The organism is Pseudomonas morbosilactucae (assembly GCF_023241665.1).
GTDB classification, from domain to species: Bacteria; Pseudomonadota; Gammaproteobacteria; order Pseudomonadales; family Pseudomonadaceae; genus Aquipseudomonas; species Aquipseudomonas morbosilactucae.
The window spans coordinates 92,116-108,157 of record NZ_JALQCX010000033.1; the positions used below are offsets into that span (position 1 = coordinate 92,116).

Genomic DNA, 16,042 nt, shown 5'->3' on the forward strand with positions numbered 1-16,042 from the left:
ATCAGAGGTCAGCCGGCAGCGGCTCTTTGAGCCACAGCTGGGAGTTCTTTTCCAGGGCGCCGTCGGCTTTGCCGGCCGCGAGGATCTGGTTGACCTTGGTCAACAGCTCCGGCTGGTTCTTGTTCACGCCGACGTAGACCGGGGAGTCCTTGAGCTTGACCTTCATCGCCGGAATGCGTTTCGGGTTGCGCTCGCTGATGGCCACCATCACCACGTTGCCGCTGGCGATCAGGTCGACCTGGCCGGCGAGGTAGGCGGCGATGGTCGAGTTGTTGTCTTCGAAGCGCTTGATGGTCACGCCCTGGGGTGCCACGTTGGTCAGCTCGATGTCTTCGATGGCGCCGCGGGTGACGCTGATGGTCTTGCCTTTCAGGTCGTCGAGGGTGGTGACGCTGGCATCAGGCGGGCCGAACACGGCCAGGTAGAACGGCGCGTAGGCGTGGGAGAAGTCGATGACCTTTTCCCGCTCCGGGTTCTTGCCGAGGCTGGAGATCACCAGGTCGACCTTGCCGGTGGTCAGGAAGGGAATGCGGTTGGTGCTGTTGACCGGGGTCAGTTCGAGTTTGACCTTGAGCTGGTCGGCCAGCAGTTTTGCGGTGTCGATGTCCAGGCCGCGCGGCTTCATGTCCGGGCCCACCGAGCCGAAGGGTGGGAAGTCCTGTGGCACGGCTACCTTGAGGGTGCCGCGGGCGAGCACATCGTCCAGGCCATTGGCGTGGGCTGGGGCCTGGCTCAGCACCAGGCTGGCGAACAAGGCAGAGAGCAGGACGCTGAAACGCTTGGACATGGCAATTCTCCGGGAGGGGCGGGAAGTGTTTTCTGCGTTGCGACACAGCACAGCCCATGCCAAAACCACATAAATCCGCGCAAAGGCCGGGTTTTGCTGGTGTTGCTCGGTCTTACTGGTCTGAACAGTTGAATGGGTTTTCGCACCCTTATCGGGCGTCGCCTGTGGGCGCCGAACCCCCATGGGGCACGACTTGCCGGGCCCGGCGAATAGCTTTACAACTAGGTTTTTCCTGGACTGACCAGCCTGAACTCTATGAACTCCATCAACCGCGCCGTACCTGAAGTGGCGCTGCAAGCCATCCGCCAACTGATCACCGAACAGGGCTTCGGGCCCGGGGATGCGCTGCCCTCGCAGCGTGACCTGGCCGTGCAACTGGGGGTGAGCCGGGCGTCATTGCGTGAGGCGTTGTCGTCCCTGAGCGCGCTTGGGGTGATCAGCGTGCAGCCGGGCAAGGGGGTGTTTGTCCAGGCGCCGGAGCCGCCGGTCGTCGGCGCCGGCTTGAGTTGGCCGTTCGCCGCCCAGGCGTCACCTGTGGATATCTTTCAACTGCGCTATGCCCTGGAAGGCTTTGCCGCCGGGCTGGCGGCGGTGACCCTGACCGCCGATGAGCTGGACGCCTTGCAGGACAATGTTGAGGCGATGCGCCTGGAATTGCGCGCGGCGGACTTTGAAGCGGCGGCGCGGCTGGACTTCGAGTTTCACCAGAAGATCCTCCTGGCCAGCGGCAACCAGGCGATGTTGAGCATCCTCAGCACCAGTGCGCAGATGTTCCTGGAAAGCCAGAAGCTACCGTTCATCCGACCCGAGCGGGCCATGGAGACCTGGCAGGAGCACCGTAAGATCCTCCGGGGGCTGGCCCGGCATGCGTCGGGGGCGGCGCAAAAAGCCATGCAGGAGCATGTCCGGGGCGCGGCCCTGCGTACCGGAATTGCCTTTGTCACCCCTGCCAGTTCCTGAGCCCGACGATACCCAGACTCATGGAGCGTCATAGCGAGAGTCAATCATCTCCGGCTTCCTGAACGGGGTAAGGGCGGATATGATGGGCCACGTTTTTTTGCTTACAACCTGGAGACTTCCATGAGCAGCGATCTTATCAAACACGTTAGCGACGCTAGCTTCGAGGCCGACGTACTCAAGGCCGAAGGCGCTGTACTGGTCGACTACTGGGCTGAATGGTGCGGCCCTTGCAAAATGATCGCTCCGGTTCTGGACGAAATCGCTGAGACCTACAAAGGCAAGCTGACCGTTGCCAAACTGAACATCGACGAGAACCAGGAAACCCCTGCCAAGCACGGCGTGCGTGGTATCCCGACGCTGATGCTGTTCAAGAACGGCAACGTCGAAGCCACTAAAGTCGGCGCTCTGTCGAAGTCGCAACTGGCTGCTTTCCTCGACGCCAACATCTAAACGGCGTTGTCAGAAACGGTCAAAAAAAGCCCCGCAAATTGCGGGGCTTTTTCATGATTGAGGGCTAGACGCTCAGAAACTCAGGTGTTACATTCGGCCCCGCACTGGTTTCTCCACTGCCCCCTGCATGCCGTCGCCGACGCTCTCCTTTCGAACAAGTACGCGATCCTGTCGCCTTCTCTGCGGCGCGGCCTCATTAAGCCAAAAGCTTAATTTCCCCCCCTCCATAAATGATTACGTCATTCCTATATGAATCTGACTGAACTCAAGCAAAAGCCGATTACCGAACTGCTCGAATTGGCCGAACAGATGGGCATAGAAAATATGGCCCGTTCGCGCAAGCAGGACGTGATTTTCTCCCTGCTGAAAAAGCACGCGAAAAGCGGTGAGGAAATCTCCGGTGATGGCGTGCTGGAGATCCTCCAGGACGGCTTCGGCTTCCTTCGCTCCTCCGACGCTTCCTACCTGGCCGGCCCGGACGATATCTACGTCTCGCCAAGCCAGATCCGTCGCTTCAACTTGCGCACCGGTGACACCATCGTTGGCAAGATCCGCCCTCCCAAGGAAGGCGAGCGTTACTTCGCGCTGCTCAAGGTCGACACGATCAACTACGATCGTCCCGAGAACGCCAAGAACAAGATTCTGTTTGAAAACCTGACGCCGCTGTTCCCGACCGTGCGCATGAAGATGGAAGCCGGTAACGGTTCCACTGAAGACTTGACCGGTCGTGTCATCGACCTGTGTGCGCCGATCGGTAAAGGCCAGCGTGGCCTGATCGTTGCTCCGCCGAAGGCGGGCAAGACCATCATGCTGCAGAACATCGCTGCCAACATCACCCGTAACAACCCTGAAGTTCATCTGATCGTGTTGCTGATCGACGAGCGTCCGGAAGAAGTAACCGAAATGCAGCGCACCGTGCGCGGCGAAGTGGTTGCCTCTACCTTCGACGAGCCGCCGACCCGCCACGTGCAGGTTGCCGAAATGGTGATCGAGAAGGCCAAGCGCCTGGTCGAGCACAAGAAGGACGTGGTGATCCTGCTGGACTCCATCACCCGTCTGGCCCGTGCCTACAACACCGTGATCCCGAGCTCCGGCAAGGTACTGACCGGTGGTGTCGATGCCCACGCCCTGGAGAAACCGAAGCGTTTCTTCGGCGCCGCGCGGAACATCGAAGAAGGCGGCTCGTTGACCATTATCGCCACCGCGCTGGTTGAAACCGGCTCGAAGATGGATGAAGTGATCTACGAAGAGTTCAAGGGTACCGGCAACATGGAGCTGCCTCTGGACCGCAAAATCGCTGAAAAGCGCGTCTTCCCGGCTATCAACATCAACCGTTCCGGCACCCGCCGCGAAGAGTTGCTGACCGCCGACGACGAGCTGCAGCGCATGTGGATTCTGCGCAAGCTCCTGCATCCTATGGATGAAGTCGCTGCCATCGAGTTCCTGGTCGACAAGCTGAAACAGACCAAGACCAACGATGAGTTCTTCCTGTCGATGAAGCGCAAGTAAATCGATCAGGCCAGCAAGAGCCGGGGAAACCCGGCTTTTTGCTATCTGACTTTCTCTATTCTGAACCTGTGGGTTCGGCGCTAAACTGCCTGCCCCGAACGCCACGGCCAAAAAACGAGGCTTACGCATGCAGTATCGCGACTTGCGCGACTTTATCAGCGGCCTGGAACAGCGCGGCGAGCTCAAGCGCATCCAGGTTCCGGTGTCCCCAGTGCTGGAAATGACCGAGGTCTGTGATCGCACCTTGCGTGCCAAAGGTCCGGCCCTGCTGTTCGAAAACCCCACCGGTTATGACATCCCTGTGCTCGGCAACCTGTTTGGTACCCCCGAGCGCGTGGCCCTGGGCATGGGCGCAGAGGCCGTCAGCGAGCTGCGGGAAATCGGCAAGCTGCTGGCCTTCCTCAAGGAGCCGGAACCGCCCAAGGGCTTGAAAGACGCCTGGTCCAAGCTGCCGATCTTCCGCAAGATCATTGCCATGGCGCCCAAGGTGGTGAAGGACGCAGTGTGCCAGGAAGTGGTCATCGAGGGCGACGACGTCGACCTGGCGATGCTGCCGGTGCAGACCTGCTGGCCAGGGGACGTCGGTCCGCTGATCACCTGGGGCCTGACCGTGACCAAGGGCCCGAACAAGGACCGGCAGAACCTGGGCATTTATCGTCAGCAGGTGATCGGCCGCAACAAGGTGATCATGCGTTGGCTGAGCCACCGTGGCGGCGCTCTGGATTATCGCGAGTGGTGCGAGAAGAACCCGGGCCAGCCGTTCCCGGTATCGGTGGCACTGGGTGCTGACCCGGCGACCATTCTCGGCGCGGTGACCCCGGTGCCGGACAGCCTGTCCGAGTACGCCTTTGCCGGCCTGTTGCGGGGCAACCGCACCGAGTTGGTGAAATGCCGAGGCAACGACCTGCAAGTGCCGGCCACCGCCGAAATCATCCTGGAAGGGGTGATTCATCCGGGCGAGATGGCCGATGAAGGCCCTTATGGCGACCACACCGGCTACTACAACGAAGTCGACAGCTTCCCGGTGTTCACCGTGGAGCGCATCACCCACCGCATCAAGCCGATCTACCACAGCACCTACACCGGCCGTCCGCCGGATGAGCCGGCGATCCTCGGCGTGGCGCTGAACGAAGTGTTCGTGCCGATCCTGCAGAAGCAGTTCCCGGAAATCACCGACTTCTACCTGCCGCCCGAAGGCTGCTCGTACCGCATGGCGGTGGTGACCATGAAGAAGCAGTACCCGGGCCACGCCAAGCGCGTGATGCTGGGCGTCTGGTCGTTTTTGCGACAGTTCATGTACACCAAGTTCGTTATCGTCACCGACGACGATATCAACGCCCGTGACTGGAACGATGTGATCTGGGCCATCACCACGCGCATGGACCCCAAGCGCGACACGGTGATGATCGACAACACGCCGATCGACTACCTCGACTTCGCCTCGCCGGTGTCCGGCCTGGGTTCGAAGATGGGGCTCGATGCCACCCACAAGTGGCCTGGCGAAACCACCCGTGAGTGGGGCCGGGTCATCGTCAAGGATGAGGCGGTCACCCGCCGGATCGATGCCATCTGGAATCAGTTAGGAATAGATTGATGCGTGTAACCTTGCAGCCCTCCGGAGCAGTGCTTGAGACATTGCCCGGCGAGCGGATTCTCGATGCGGCGCGGCGCCTGGGCTATGAATGCCCGCAGAGCTGTCGCAATGGCAACTGCCACGTGTGTGCAGCCTTGCTGGTGGAAGGCCGGGTGCAACAGGCCGGTGATGTGCGTGATCACGGTGAGTTCTATACCTGCATCGCCGAGCCGCTGGAGGACTGCATTGTGCTCTGGGATGGCGTTCTGGCGCTGGGCGAGCTGCCGGTTCGCAGCCTGTCGTGCCAACTGACCGAGTGCCTGGAGGTGGGCGGCGACGTCTGGCGCGTGCGACTGCGGGCGCCAGCTGGCAAACCGCCGCGTTATCACGCCGGGCAGTACCTGATGCTGGAGCGGGACAACGGCGAGAAGTCGGCCTTCTCCCTGGCATCGGCGCCTCACAGTGGCCGTGATCTGGAACTGCATGTGCTGGTGCGCGAAAACAGTGCGCAAACCCTGCTCCAGCAGTTGCAGCGCAACGGCATGGCCCGGGTCGAGCTGCCGTATGGCGACACCCACTTGGCGGAGCTGCCGGACGGGCCTCTGGTGCTGATCGCTGCGGGCACCGGCATGGCGCAGATGCACAGCCTGATCGAGCACTGCCGGGCCCAGGGGTTCAAGCACCCGGTGCACCTGTATTGGGGTGTGCGCCGGCCGGAAGATTTCTACCAGTTGGAGCATTGGCAGGACTGGCAGCAAACGCCCAACCTCTTCCTGCACAAGGTGGTCAGCGATCTCTGCGGCTGGGAAGGGCGCTGCGGCATGCTGCATGAAGCGGTCTGCGAGGACATCGCTGACCTGTCGGCGGTGCATGTCTATGCCAGCGGTTCGCCGGCGATGATCTATGCCACCCTGGATGCCCTGGTCAACGCCGGGATGGATGCCCACCAGATGCGCGCCGACGTGTTTGCCTACGCCCCCCGGCCCTGAAGTACTCAGGGCGACACCCTTCGTTATAACTGCGTATATAGCCTATTGGTATTTAGTTAATTGATTAAATACCGGTAGGTTATATATCGCGCTCCAACTTACTTTACATCCGCTTGATGGCACTTAACTTGCCTTAAAACTTATGTGTCTTGAAGTTACTGCTGCGCGTTCTATTCAGTAATTCTCTATATGCGAGGAGCCGAACGCTATTCGCCATGACCGCCATTGAAAACAGTTTCTCGAGCCTGGCTTACCCTCCGCGACTTGATCTGGGGCCGCAGCTGACCCACGAGCAATTGCTCAGCTCAATGCAATCCACCATGTCCCGGCACAAAGGCGGCCCGGTCTGGCTATTCGCCTACGGTTCACTGATCTGGCGGCCCGAGTGCTCGGCGGTCGAGCGCATGCGTGGAAGGGTTCATGGCTACCACCGCGGGTTGTACCTGTGGTCCCACGAGCATCGGGGCACGCCGGAGTTGCCGGGGCTGGTGCTGGGGCTGGATCGCGGCGGTTCTTGCAGTGGTTTTGCCTATCGCTTGCCTGCTGAGCAACTGGAGGCCTCGCTGTATGCCCTGTGGCAACGCGAGATGCCTTACCCGTCGTATCGTCCGCACTGGCTCAATTGCCGGCTTGAGGATGGCCAGCAGGTCCAGGCCTTGGGGTTTGTGCTGGAGCGGCACCTGCCCAGCTACGCCGGCAACCTGCCGGATCACGTGCTGAGCCAGGTGTTTGAAAGCGCCTGCGGGCGTTATGGCACCACCCGTGATTACGTCGAGCAGACCGTGCATGCCTTGCGCAGCCACGCCATGCCCGACCGTAACCTGGAAGCGCGGCTGCAACGCTGCAAGTCCTCAGCCGCTTACTGAGCGTCTCAACGAACCTGCACCACCACCTTGCCCACGGCCTTGCGTTGCCCCAGGTCGTTGATGGCCTGTGGTGCGTCGGCCAAGGGATAGACCTTGGACACCAAAGGCTTGAGCTTGCCCACGGCGAACCAGCCGAACAGTTGCTGGAAGTTGGCGGCATTGTCTTCGGGCTGGCGCTGGGCAAATGAGCCCCAGAACACACCGATCACGGCCGCGCCCTTGAGCAGGGCCAGGTTCACCGGCAGCTCCGGGATGCGTCCGCTGGCAAACCCCACCACCAGCAGGCGGCCGTTCCAGGCAATGGAGCGGATGGCCTGGTCGAACAAGTCGCCCCCCACCGGGTCGTAAATCACGTCCACGCCGTTGCCGTCAGTGAGGCGCTTGATCTCGTCCTTGAGGTTGCTTTCGCTGTAGTTGATCAGCTCATCGGCCCCGGCTGCCTTGGCCACTTCGAGCTTCTCGGCGCTGCTGGCGGCGGCGATCACCCGGGCACCCATGGCTTTGCCGATCTCCACGGCGGCCAGGCCCACACCACCCGAAGCGCCGAGCACCAGCAGGGTCTCCCCGGGCTGCAGGTTGCCGCGCTGCTTGAGGGCGTGCATCGAAGTGCCGTACGTCATGCTGAAGGCGGCGGCGGTGTTGAAGTCCATGGCCGCCGGGATCGGCAGCACGTTGTAGCCGGGCACCGCCACCTGCTCGGCAAAGCTGCCCCAGCCGGTCAGGGCCATGACCCGGTCGCCGACCTTGAGGTGGCTGACCTTTTCCCCCACGGCACCGACCACTCCAGAAGCCTCGCCACCCGGGGAGAACGGGAAGGGCGGCTTGAACTGGTATTTGCCCTCGATGATCAGCGTGTCCGGGAAGTTGACCCCGGCCGCATGCACCTCCAGGAGAATTTCGTTCTTCTTCGGCGCAGGACTCGCGACGTCTTCCAGCACCAGCGTTTCGGCGGGGCCGAAGGCTTTGCACAGCACGGCTTTCATCAGGGCTATTCCTTTGGGAGTGGTGGCCGATAAGTGTAAGTGTGTGATCAAAGCGGTCAACGAGCATGCCCGGTCCTGATAGCCAGCCATAAGCTTTGTGCTTGGGCTCTGGCGGGCGGGCCTTTATGCTAGGCCGCAAACCGGATAAGGAGCGAACTGTGAAAGCGTGGATCATGTTGATGCTGGCCCTGTCTCTGCCTGTGGCAGCCATGGCGGAAGAAGCCAAAGAGGGCGAAGGGGCACCGAAAGTCAGTTACCTCAGCCTGAACCCGCCGTTCGTGGGTAACTACGGCCTGGACGGTGGCCCGAAACTCAAGGTGTACAAGGCGGATGTGGCTTTGAAGGTCACGGGTGATCCAGCGGCCCAGGCGGTCAAGGCCAATGAGCCGTTGATCCGCAATCAGTTGGTGGCGTTGTTTGCCCAGCAAACCACCGAAACCATGAACAACGTCGAAGCCAAGGAAAAGCTGCGTCAGGAAGCCCTGAAGCAAGTGCAGCAAGTGATGAACGACGAGACCGGCAAGCCGGTGGTGGAAGACCTGTTGTTCAACAACCTGATCATCCAGTAATCCCGATGTTGTAGGGGCCGGCTTGCTGGCAGTGGTGGTCTTGAGGGCCCTATCGCTGGCAAACCAGCTCCTACAGGGGGCGTGTGCTGTTGTAGGAGCCGGCTTGCCGGCGCTATCGCGGCAAGCCAGGTCATGAGGCAAGGCTTTTACGGAAGCGTGCCAGGGCGACGGCGAAGAACAGCAAGCCGATCGCCGCCAGCGCCAGCAGGTCGGGCCAGACGACGCTGACCCCGGCATCGCGAAACAGGATCGCCGCGCTCAGGCTGACAAAATGCGTCGACGGCGAGCCCTGCATCACCCACTGCAGCCATTGCGGCATGCTGTCCAGCGGCGTGCTGCCGCCGGACAGCAGCAACATCGGGATGATCACCGGGATCGCCAGCAAGCCGAACTGTGGCGTCGAGCGGGCCAGGGTGGCGAGGAAAATCCCCAAGGCCGTGCTGGCAAACAGATACAGCGCGGTGACCATCAGGAACAGCGTCATCGACCCCGCCAGCGGCACCCCCAGCGCGCCTTTGACGATCACCTCCAGGGAAATCCAGGTGCACAGCACCACCACCAGCATGTTGCTCCAGATCTTCGCCAGCATGATTTCCAGCGCCGTCAGCGGCAGCACCAGCAAGTGGTCGAGGGTGCCGTGTTCGCGCTCGCGCAGCAGCGCGGTGCCGGTCAGCACAATGGCCAGGATGGTGATGTTGTTGACGATCTGGATCACCGCCAGAAACCAGCCACCTTCCAGGTTGGTGTTGAACAGGGCGCGGGTGGTCAGCAGCGCCGGTGCCTGGCTGGTCGCGGCATCCTGGCCGCTGTAGTCCAGCAGCTCGCGCTGGAAGATTCGGCCGATGTAACCCGCTCCCATAAAGGCCTGGCTCATGGCGGTGGCGTCCACGTTGACCTGCAACGCCGGTTGCCGTCCAGCCAGCAGGTCGCTCTGGAAGTTGGCCGGCACGTTGATCACGAAGGTGTACTGGCCGCTGTCCATGACCTGGTCCAGCCGGTCATAGGGCAGCAGCACGGCGGGCTGGAACTCCGGTGGTTGCAGGGCATCGGCCAGTTGCCGCGAGAGGTGGCTGCGGTCCTCGTCCACCAGCGCCACGCTGGCGTTGTGCACGCCGATCACCGAGCCGGCGGCGGGCATGTAGATCGCCACGGTAAAGGCATAGAACAGGAACATCAGCAGGACACTGTCATGGCGCAGGCTGGTGAGCTCTTTGCAGCCCAGGCGCAGGATGTGAGCGAACGTGTGCATCAAGCCTCCTGCTTTTTCAGCATGGCCAGGCTCAGCCCGGTGAAGCCAAGGAAGAAACCGAACAGCGCCAGGCATTGCGGCCACAGCTGGCGCAAGTCCAGGGCCTTGGTAAAGGTGCCGACCGCAATGTCGAGGAAGTGCCCGGCAGGGAACAGCTGCCCCATCAGCGCGGCGGTGCCTTCCAGGGACGAGCGCGGCACGATCAGCCCGGAGAACTGGATGGTCGGCAAGCTGGTGATGATCATGGTGCCGAGGATCGCCGCGATCTGGGTGCGGGTGAACGCCGAGATCAGCAGGCCCATGCTGGTGGTCGCCAGTACATAGAGCAGGCCGCCGAAGGCCAGGGTCAGGCCGCTGCCCTTGAAGGGCACGCCGAACAGCCAGCGGTTCATGGCCACCAGCAAGGCCAGGTTGATCAGGCTCACCAGCAGGTAAGGCGCCTGTTTACCGAGGAGGAACTCCAGACGGGTCAGGGGCGTGGCGTAGAAGTTGGTGATCGACCCCAGCTCCTTCTCTCGAACGATGCCCAGGGCGGTGAGCATGGCCGGGATAAAGGCCAGGATCAGCGCCATTACCCCGGGGCCGATGGCGTTCACGCTGACCACATCCTGGTTGTAGCGAAAGCGGGTTTCCAGTTTGGCCGCCGCCCGCAGGTTCTGCGCCGGGCTGCTTTGCGCGGCCAGTTGTTCGAGGTTGGCCTGATGCACCGCCTCTACGTAGTTGCGGCTGGTCTCGGCGCGAAAGGGCATGCCGCCATCCAGCCAGGCGGCGACCACAGGTTGGCGCCCGGCGTAGAGGTCGCGGCCGAAGCCGGGGGGGATTTCCAGGGCCAGCTTGATGTCCGAGCGTTGCAGGCGTCGATGCAGCTCTGCCGGGTCGCGGATCGGTGCCTGCTCATCGAAGTAGCGCGAGCTGCGGAAGGCTTCCAGGTAGGCACGGCTTTGCGGGGTCTGGTCCTGGTCGTAGACGGCGAAGGCGAGTTTCTCCACGTCCAGGGAAATGCCGTAGCCGAAGATCACCATCATGAAAATCGCCCCTAGCAGGGCAAAGCCCAGGCGTACCTTGTCGCGCAACAGTTCCTTGCCTTCCCGGGTGGCCACCGCCAGCCAGCGCGCAACGCTGAAGCCCGATCGGTGGACAGGGGCGGCGCTGGGCGTCTCCTGGTCCTCGGGGGCGGCGGCTGGCGTCGCCTCTATGGCACCCTGGGCCTGCTCCAGGCAGGTGACAAAGGCCGCTTCCAGGGTTTCGCCGGCGAACTGTTGCTGCAGCGCGGCCGGGGTGTCGCAGGCCAGCACCTTGCCGGCGTGCATCAGTGAGATGCGGTCGCAGCGCTGGGCTTCGTTCATGAAGTGTGTGGAGAGAAAGATCGTCACCCCTTGTTCCCGAGACAGCTCCACCAGCAGTCGCCAGAAGTCATCGCGGGCGGCCGGATCGACGCCGGAAGTCGGCTCATCGAGGATCAGCACTTCCGGGCGGTGCAGCACCGCCACCGCCAGGGACAGGCGCTGGCGCAAGCCCAGGGGCAGGGCGCCGGACGGCTGTTCGGCCATCGCTTGCAGGTCAAAACGCTGGATCAGTTCCTCGATCCGCTGGTCACCTTCGGCCTTCGGCAAGTCGAACAGGCGGGCGTGCAGCTCCAGGTTCTGACGCACGCTGAGTTCACCGTACAAGGAGAAGCTCTGGGACATGAAACCCACGCGCTTGCGGGTCGCCAGGTCCTTCGCATTGACCGGGTTGCCCAGCAGTTTGGCGCTGCCTTCAGTGGCCGGCATCAGCCCAGTGAGGACTTTCATGGTGGTGGTCTTGCCGCAGCCGTTGGAGCCCAGGAAGCCAAAGATCTCGCCGCGGCCGATGGCGAAGCTGACCTTGTCCACTGCGGTGAAGTCGCCAAAGCGCAGGGTCAGTTCGTGGGCCTCGATGGCAATGTCCTGGCGCTCGCCGCTGCGTGGCGGGATCACCAGCGGTTCATTGTCGTGGCCGTTGCTGCCCTGGAAGTGGGTAAAGGCGTCGTCCAGTTTGCCGCTGGGGGTGCTGCTCGCCAGTTCGCGGCTGGTGCCTTGGGCGATCAGCTTGCCGCGATCGAGCATCAGGCAGTGTTCGAATTGCTCGGCCTCTTCCATGTAGGCCGTCGCCACCAGCAAGGTCAGTTGCGGGCGTTGCCGGCGCACCTCGTCCACCAGCTCCCAGAAATGCCGACGAGACAGTGGATCGACCCCGGTGGTGGGTTCATCGAGGATCAACAGGTCCGGTTCATGGATCAACGCACAGCACAGCCCGAGCTTCTGCTTCATGCCGCCGGACAGCTTGCCCGCCGGGCGTTCGGCAAAGCGCAGCAGGTCGGTGGCCAGCAGCAAGCTGTGCATGCGCTGCTCGCACTGTTGTTTAGACAGGCCGAACAGGGTGGCGAAAAAACGGATGTTCTCGCTGATGGACAGTTCGGGGTACAGGTTGCCGCCCAAGCCTTGGGGCATGAAGGCGATGCGCGGATACAGGCTATTGCGATGCTTGCGCTGGGTAATGTCGCCGCCGAGCACTTCAAGTTGGCCCTGCTGGAGTTTTTTCACCCCGGCAATCAAACCCAGCAGGCTCGATTTGCCCGCGCCGTCCGGCCCGATCAGGCCGCAGCGAGTGCCGGCCGGCAGGCTGAAGGCGATGTCGATCAGGGCCGGCTGTTGGCCATAGCGATGGTGGATAGCGGTGGCTTGCAGCGCCAGGCCGCTCATTGCAGGTTGGCCGGCCAGTCCAGGGGCGCGGTGCGAACATAGCCGGCGCCGGGCATGCCCGGTTTGGCCTGGGGCACGGCGCTGGGTTCGATCAGGCGGACTTTGACCCGGAACACCAGCTTTTGCCGCTCATCGCGGGTTTCCACTTCTTTGGGGGTGAACTGGGACTTGGCGGCGACAAAGCTGATCTTGGCCTTCAACGGCTGGGCGGGCAGGGCGTCGAGTAGGATGCGCGCCTCGTCGCCCACGGTCAGGCGCCCGGTGACCGAGGCGGGCAGGTAGAGGTTCATGTATTGGTCGTTGGGGTCGATCAGCAGCAAAACCCGGCCGCCGGCACCCAGCACTTCACCGGGTTCGGCCAGGCGCAACTGGATGATGCCGTCGATCGGCGCGCGCAGGCTGCTGTCGTCAATCTCGCTGGTCAATTGCGCAACCTGGGCCTGGGCGGCGCCGATGGCGGCCTTGACCGCTGCCACCTGGGCCTGGGCGGCCAGCACGGCAGCGTTGCCGGTATTCAGGCGAGCCTGCTGTTGGTCGATCAACTGCTGGCTGGCGAAACCGCGCCGAAACAGGGCCTGGGAGCGCCCGAGTTCCTGATGGGCCAGCAACAATTCGCTCTGGCGCAGTTGCACATTGGCTTCGGCGGCGGCGAAGTTTTCCCGCGCACGTACCACTTCGGCTTCAGCCTGGCTGCGTTGTGCCTCCAGGGTGCGGGTGTCCATGCGCGCCAGAAGCTGATCCTTCAACACCTTGTCACCCTCGTTGACCCGCACTTCGGCCAGGCGCCCGGGGATCTTGCTGGCGATCTGCACTTCAGTGGCTTCAAGGCGGCCATTGCCCATGCTCAGGCCTTCGGGCAAGCGGTCGCTGAGGGACTTCCAATAACCAAAGCCCCCTGCACCCAGCAGCAGAATCAATAAGGCAATGGCAAAAAGGCGGGAGGAGCGGTGCGGCGTCGACATGGGAGCATCCTGCGGCTGAAGCGTCCTAGTTTGACGAGCCAAGTCTTGGGCGACTTGATGTTCGTCAACGCAAAGAGCGCCAGCCTAAACCTATTGCCAGGTGGGTGCTTGGCTAGCGTGATTTAGCGCAGGGCGAGCACGGCGGCCCATTGCTCGACGGTGACCGGCATCACTGACAAACGGCTGCCTTTTTGCACCAGGGGCAGTTCGGCGAGGGCGCTTTGCTGTTTCAGGTAGTCCAAGCGCAGCACCTTGGCGAAGGTTTCTACATGGGCCACGTCGATGGCGCTCCAGGCGTTCTTCTCGGCGCTGGCCTTGGGGTCGAAGTAGTGGCTTTCGGGTTCCAGGGCGGTGGGGTCGGGGTAGGCGGCCTGGATAATTCGGCCGATCCCGGCAATGCCTGGCTCGGGGCAACTGGAGTGGTAAAAGAAAAAGGCATCGCCCACTGCCATCGCCCTCAGGAAGTTGCGTGCCTGGTAATTGCGTACGCCGTCCCAGCGGGCTTCGCCGAGGCGCTCCAAGTCCTGGATCGACAGTTCTTCCGGCTCGGACTTCATCAGCCAATAGGCCATCGTGTGTGCTCTCCAAGGGTAATTGGACAAGTTGTCGGGCAATTTTATGACAAACCGACAGTCGGTTGACGCCAGCATTTGCGTGTGGGTTCACGTTATCGCAAAATGCCGGGATTTTAAGCTTGACGCTGCTGCACGGCCTAATAATGGAAACCGCTGCTGTCATCGTGTGTGAAGTGCCTGAGGGGGGCAATCGATGAAACGCAAACCGGATTTACTATGGATGTTGGTTATTTTGTTCGGTTTGGGCGTGGTCACAACGGGTTATGCGCAAAGTCTGTGGTCGAACAAGACAGACGCTCCCATCGAAATCGCACAGCAACAGCAACCTTTCAAGCGTTGATCCTGCCTCCGGCGCCGCTGATTCCAGGTGGCGCCTACTCCGCGAAATACCAGCCTTTGTCCGTCAGCGTTGCCTGTAACGGTACGTCCCAGCTCGCCTGATCCAGCCTTGGCACTTTCTGGCACTCATGGGCCAGCCCCAGCAGTGTCGGCTTACGCCAATTCTTGCGCCGTGCCAGGTACGCCAGGCTGCGGTCGTAGAAGCCGCCGCCCATCCCCAGGCGTCCACCGCCATCATCGAAACCCACCAAGGGCAGAAGCACCAGGTCCAGGGTCCAGACCTTGCGTTGTCGCGCGGGGTCGACCCGGGGTTCGAGGATGCGGAAGCGGTTGGGGCGGAGTTTTTCCCCGGGGCTGACGCGTTGAAAAACCATCTTGGTCCGTGGCCAGGCGCTGAGCACCGGCAGGTAGGTGGTTTTACCCCGGCGCTGAGCCTCGCGCAGCAGCAGGCGCGGGTCGATCTCGCCGTCGGTGGGCAGGTAAAGGGACAGGTGTCGGGCGCGACGAAACAGCGGGTGCTGGGCCAGTTGGCGGTACAGATCGCGTGCGGCCTGGCGTTGTTCGGCGGGTGTCAGGGCGCGACGGGCCTTGCGCAGCATGCGTCGAAGTTGCGGGCGAGAAAGCGGCGCAGGTTCGGTCATGGGTGGGGGGCTTTCGATGGTCGGATAATGCAGAACAGCCTACCCGGAAACGACAATGCCAGCATGGATAACTGGCATTGGTCGAGAATTCAGGCTCCCCAGGTGAACCGCTGTCGGCTTAGCCCTTGAACCCGAAAGTTCAAGGTGGAGGATGCAGTAGGCTTTAAGGCTTTCCGTCTAGCGGACATGCACACCAGCCCAACGTGCAACCTCCAGGGTAGTGCGAATCGGCTCAGGGACATCACCAACTGGCAAGCACCCCAGGGAGTGGCGGGAGTATACCGCAACCACTTTCAGGAATCAGCTTTGCTTGTGTCCGAATCGGTGGCCAGGACCAGATCCACCCGTTCCAGCAGGTCGCGCACTTGCTCGCGGGTCGAGCCGCTGACTTGCGCGTCCGGGCGCTCCTGCTTGTGCAGCAGGTCGTGGGTGATGTTCAAGGCGGCCATCACGGCGATACGGTCGGCGCCGATGACTTTGCCGCTGCTGCGGATCTCGCGCATCTTGCCGTCCAGGTAGCGGGCGGCACTCACCAGGTTGCTGCGCTCTTCCTGTGGGCAAATGATCGAATACTCTTTATCCAGGATCTGCACGGTAACGCTATTGCTTGAACTCATGAGTCTTGCTCCAGGGCCTTGAGGCGCGAAATCATCGATTCGACCTTACGCCGGGCGATTTCGTTTTTTTCTATGAGGTGCGCGCGTTCCTCGCGCCAAGTCTTTTCCTGAGCTAATAAGAGTGTGTTTTGACTCTTAAGTTGCTCGACCCGGGTAATTAGCAATTCGAGTCTGGCCATCAGCGCGTGCAGGTCGTTGTCTTCCATTGGGTCCCACTGAATTTGTCTGATGAGTGGCAACTGGCTGGGCA

General features: G+C 62.0%; 17 protein-coding genes and 1 other RNA gene. 8 read left to right on the forward strand and 10 right to left on the reverse strand.

Annotated features, from left to right (window positions below):
• Window position 1: 1 nt before the first annotated feature.
• Window positions 2-787: a transporter substrate-binding domain-containing protein gene (locus tag M1B35_RS17910; protein WP_268262669.1), complete on the reverse strand. Its 786-nt coding sequence runs from the start codon at window positions 785-787 to the stop codon at window positions 2-4.
• Between the two features lie 255 nt (window positions 788-1,042).
• Here M1B35_RS17910 and M1B35_RS17915 point away from each other — a divergent pair, with 255 nt between their 5' ends.
• From M1B35_RS17915 to M1B35_RS17940, 6 genes are all read left to right on the forward strand, one after another.
• Window positions 1,043-1,747, forward strand: a complete 705-nt coding sequence (locus M1B35_RS17915) for a FadR/GntR family transcriptional regulator (protein WP_123327750.1) — start codon at window positions 1,043-1,045, stop codon at window positions 1,745-1,747.
• Between the two features lie 120 nt (window positions 1,748-1,867).
• Window positions 1,868-2,197: a thioredoxin TrxA gene (gene trxA, locus M1B35_RS17920; protein ID WP_003206727.1), complete on the forward strand. Its 330-nt coding sequence runs from the start codon at window positions 1,868-1,870 to the stop codon at window positions 2,195-2,197.
• A gap of 249 nt (window positions 2,198-2,446) precedes the next feature.
• On the forward strand, window positions 2,447-3,706 hold the full coding sequence (gene rho, locus M1B35_RS17925) for a transcription termination factor Rho (protein WP_017125454.1): 1,260 nt from the start codon (window positions 2,447-2,449) through the stop codon (window positions 3,704-3,706).
• Window positions 3,707-3,833: 127 nt separating this feature from the next.
• Entirely contained in the window at window positions 3,834-5,300 is a 1,467-nt protein-coding gene (gene ubiD, locus M1B35_RS17930; protein WP_123327749.1) for a 4-hydroxy-3-polyprenylbenzoate decarboxylase, read from the forward strand.
• The gene (locus tag M1B35_RS17935; protein ID WP_268262670.1) at window positions 5,300-6,268 is read left to right on the forward strand and encodes a CDP-6-deoxy-delta-3,4-glucoseen reductase; all 969 of its coding nucleotides are present in this window, start codon (window positions 5,300-5,302) and stop codon (window positions 6,266-6,268) included. Before ubiD ends, M1B35_RS17935 begins: the two co-directional genes overlap by 1 nt.
• Window positions 6,269-6,483: 215 nt before the next feature.
• Window positions 6,484-7,134: a gamma-glutamylcyclotransferase gene (locus M1B35_RS17940; RefSeq protein ID WP_268262671.1), complete on the forward strand. Its 651-nt coding sequence runs from the start codon at window positions 6,484-6,486 to the stop codon at window positions 7,132-7,134.
• A gap of 5 nt (window positions 7,135-7,139) precedes the next feature.
• On the opposite strand, the gene M1B35_RS17945 is transcribed toward M1B35_RS17940, so the two are convergent.
• A complete protein-coding gene (locus M1B35_RS17945; protein WP_268262672.1) occupies window positions 7,140-8,117 on the reverse strand; it encodes an NADPH:quinone oxidoreductase family protein in 978 nt (325 codons plus the stop codon).
• A 158-nt stretch (window positions 8,118-8,275) separates the two neighbouring features.
• Between M1B35_RS17945 and M1B35_RS17950 the strand changes: the two genes are divergently transcribed.
• On the forward strand, window positions 8,276-8,686 hold the full coding sequence (locus M1B35_RS17950; RefSeq protein ID WP_123327745.1) for a flagellar basal body-associated protein FliL: 411 nt from the start codon (window positions 8,276-8,278) through the stop codon (window positions 8,684-8,686).
• Window positions 8,687-8,816: 130 nt separating this feature from the next.
• Here M1B35_RS17950 and M1B35_RS17955 read toward each other — a convergent pair whose 3' ends face one another.
• The 4 genes from M1B35_RS17955 to M1B35_RS17970 all read right to left on the reverse strand — a co-directional run bounded on the left by M1B35_RS17955 (window position 8,817) and on the right by M1B35_RS17970 (window position 14,192).
• Window positions 8,817-9,935, reverse strand: a complete 1,119-nt coding sequence (locus tag M1B35_RS17955; RefSeq protein ID WP_268262673.1) for an ABC transporter permease — start codon at window positions 9,933-9,935, stop codon at window positions 8,817-8,819.
• The gene (gene rbbA, locus M1B35_RS17960; protein ID WP_268262674.1) at window positions 9,935-12,658 is read right to left on the reverse strand and encodes a ribosome-associated ATPase/putative transporter RbbA; all 2,724 of its coding nucleotides are present in this window, start codon (window positions 12,656-12,658) and stop codon (window positions 9,935-9,937) included. The genes M1B35_RS17955 and rbbA overlap by 1 nt, the downstream gene beginning before the upstream one ends.
• On the reverse strand, window positions 12,655-13,620 hold the full coding sequence (locus M1B35_RS17965) for an HlyD family secretion protein (protein WP_268262675.1): 966 nt from the start codon (window positions 13,618-13,620) through the stop codon (window positions 12,655-12,657). The genes rbbA and M1B35_RS17965 overlap by 4 nt, the downstream gene beginning before the upstream one ends.
• A 122-nt stretch (window positions 13,621-13,742) precedes the next feature.
• The gene (locus M1B35_RS17970; protein ID WP_268262676.1) at window positions 13,743-14,192 is read right to left on the reverse strand and encodes an EVE domain-containing protein; all 450 of its coding nucleotides are present in this window, start codon (window positions 14,190-14,192) and stop codon (window positions 13,743-13,745) included.
• 196 nt (window positions 14,193-14,388) lie between these two features.
• Here M1B35_RS17970 and M1B35_RS17975 point away from each other — a divergent pair, with 196 nt between their 5' ends.
• On the forward strand, window positions 14,389-14,535 hold the full coding sequence (locus M1B35_RS17975) for a hypothetical protein (protein ID WP_268262677.1): 147 nt from the start codon (window positions 14,389-14,391) through the stop codon (window positions 14,533-14,535).
• Window positions 14,536-14,569: 34 nt separating this feature from the next.
• On the opposite strand, the gene M1B35_RS17980 is transcribed toward M1B35_RS17975, so the two are convergent.
• From M1B35_RS17980 to M1B35_RS17995, 4 genes are all read right to left on the reverse strand, one after another.
• On the reverse strand, window positions 14,570-15,175 hold the full coding sequence (locus M1B35_RS17980; RefSeq protein WP_123327740.1) for a 5-formyltetrahydrofolate cyclo-ligase: 606 nt from the start codon (window positions 15,173-15,175) through the stop codon (window positions 14,570-14,572).
• A 91-nt stretch (window positions 15,176-15,266) separates the two neighbouring features.
• Window positions 15,267-15,445, reverse strand: a non-coding RNA gene (gene ssrS / locus M1B35_RS17985) — 6S RNA.
• A gap of 23 nt (window positions 15,446-15,468) precedes the next feature.
• Complete coding sequence (locus tag M1B35_RS17990) at window positions 15,469-15,792, reverse strand: cell division protein ZapA (RefSeq protein WP_123327739.1); 324 nt, start codon at window positions 15,790-15,792, stop codon at window positions 15,469-15,471.
• Window positions 15,789-15,998 carry a TIGR02449 family protein gene (locus M1B35_RS17995; protein ID WP_123328119.1) on the reverse strand — a complete coding sequence of 70 codons (210 nt, stop codon included), beginning with the start codon at window positions 15,996-15,998 and terminating at the stop codon, window positions 15,789-15,791. Before M1B35_RS17995 ends, M1B35_RS17990 begins: the two co-directional genes overlap by 4 nt.
• Window positions 15,999-16,042 lie beyond the last annotated feature (44 nt).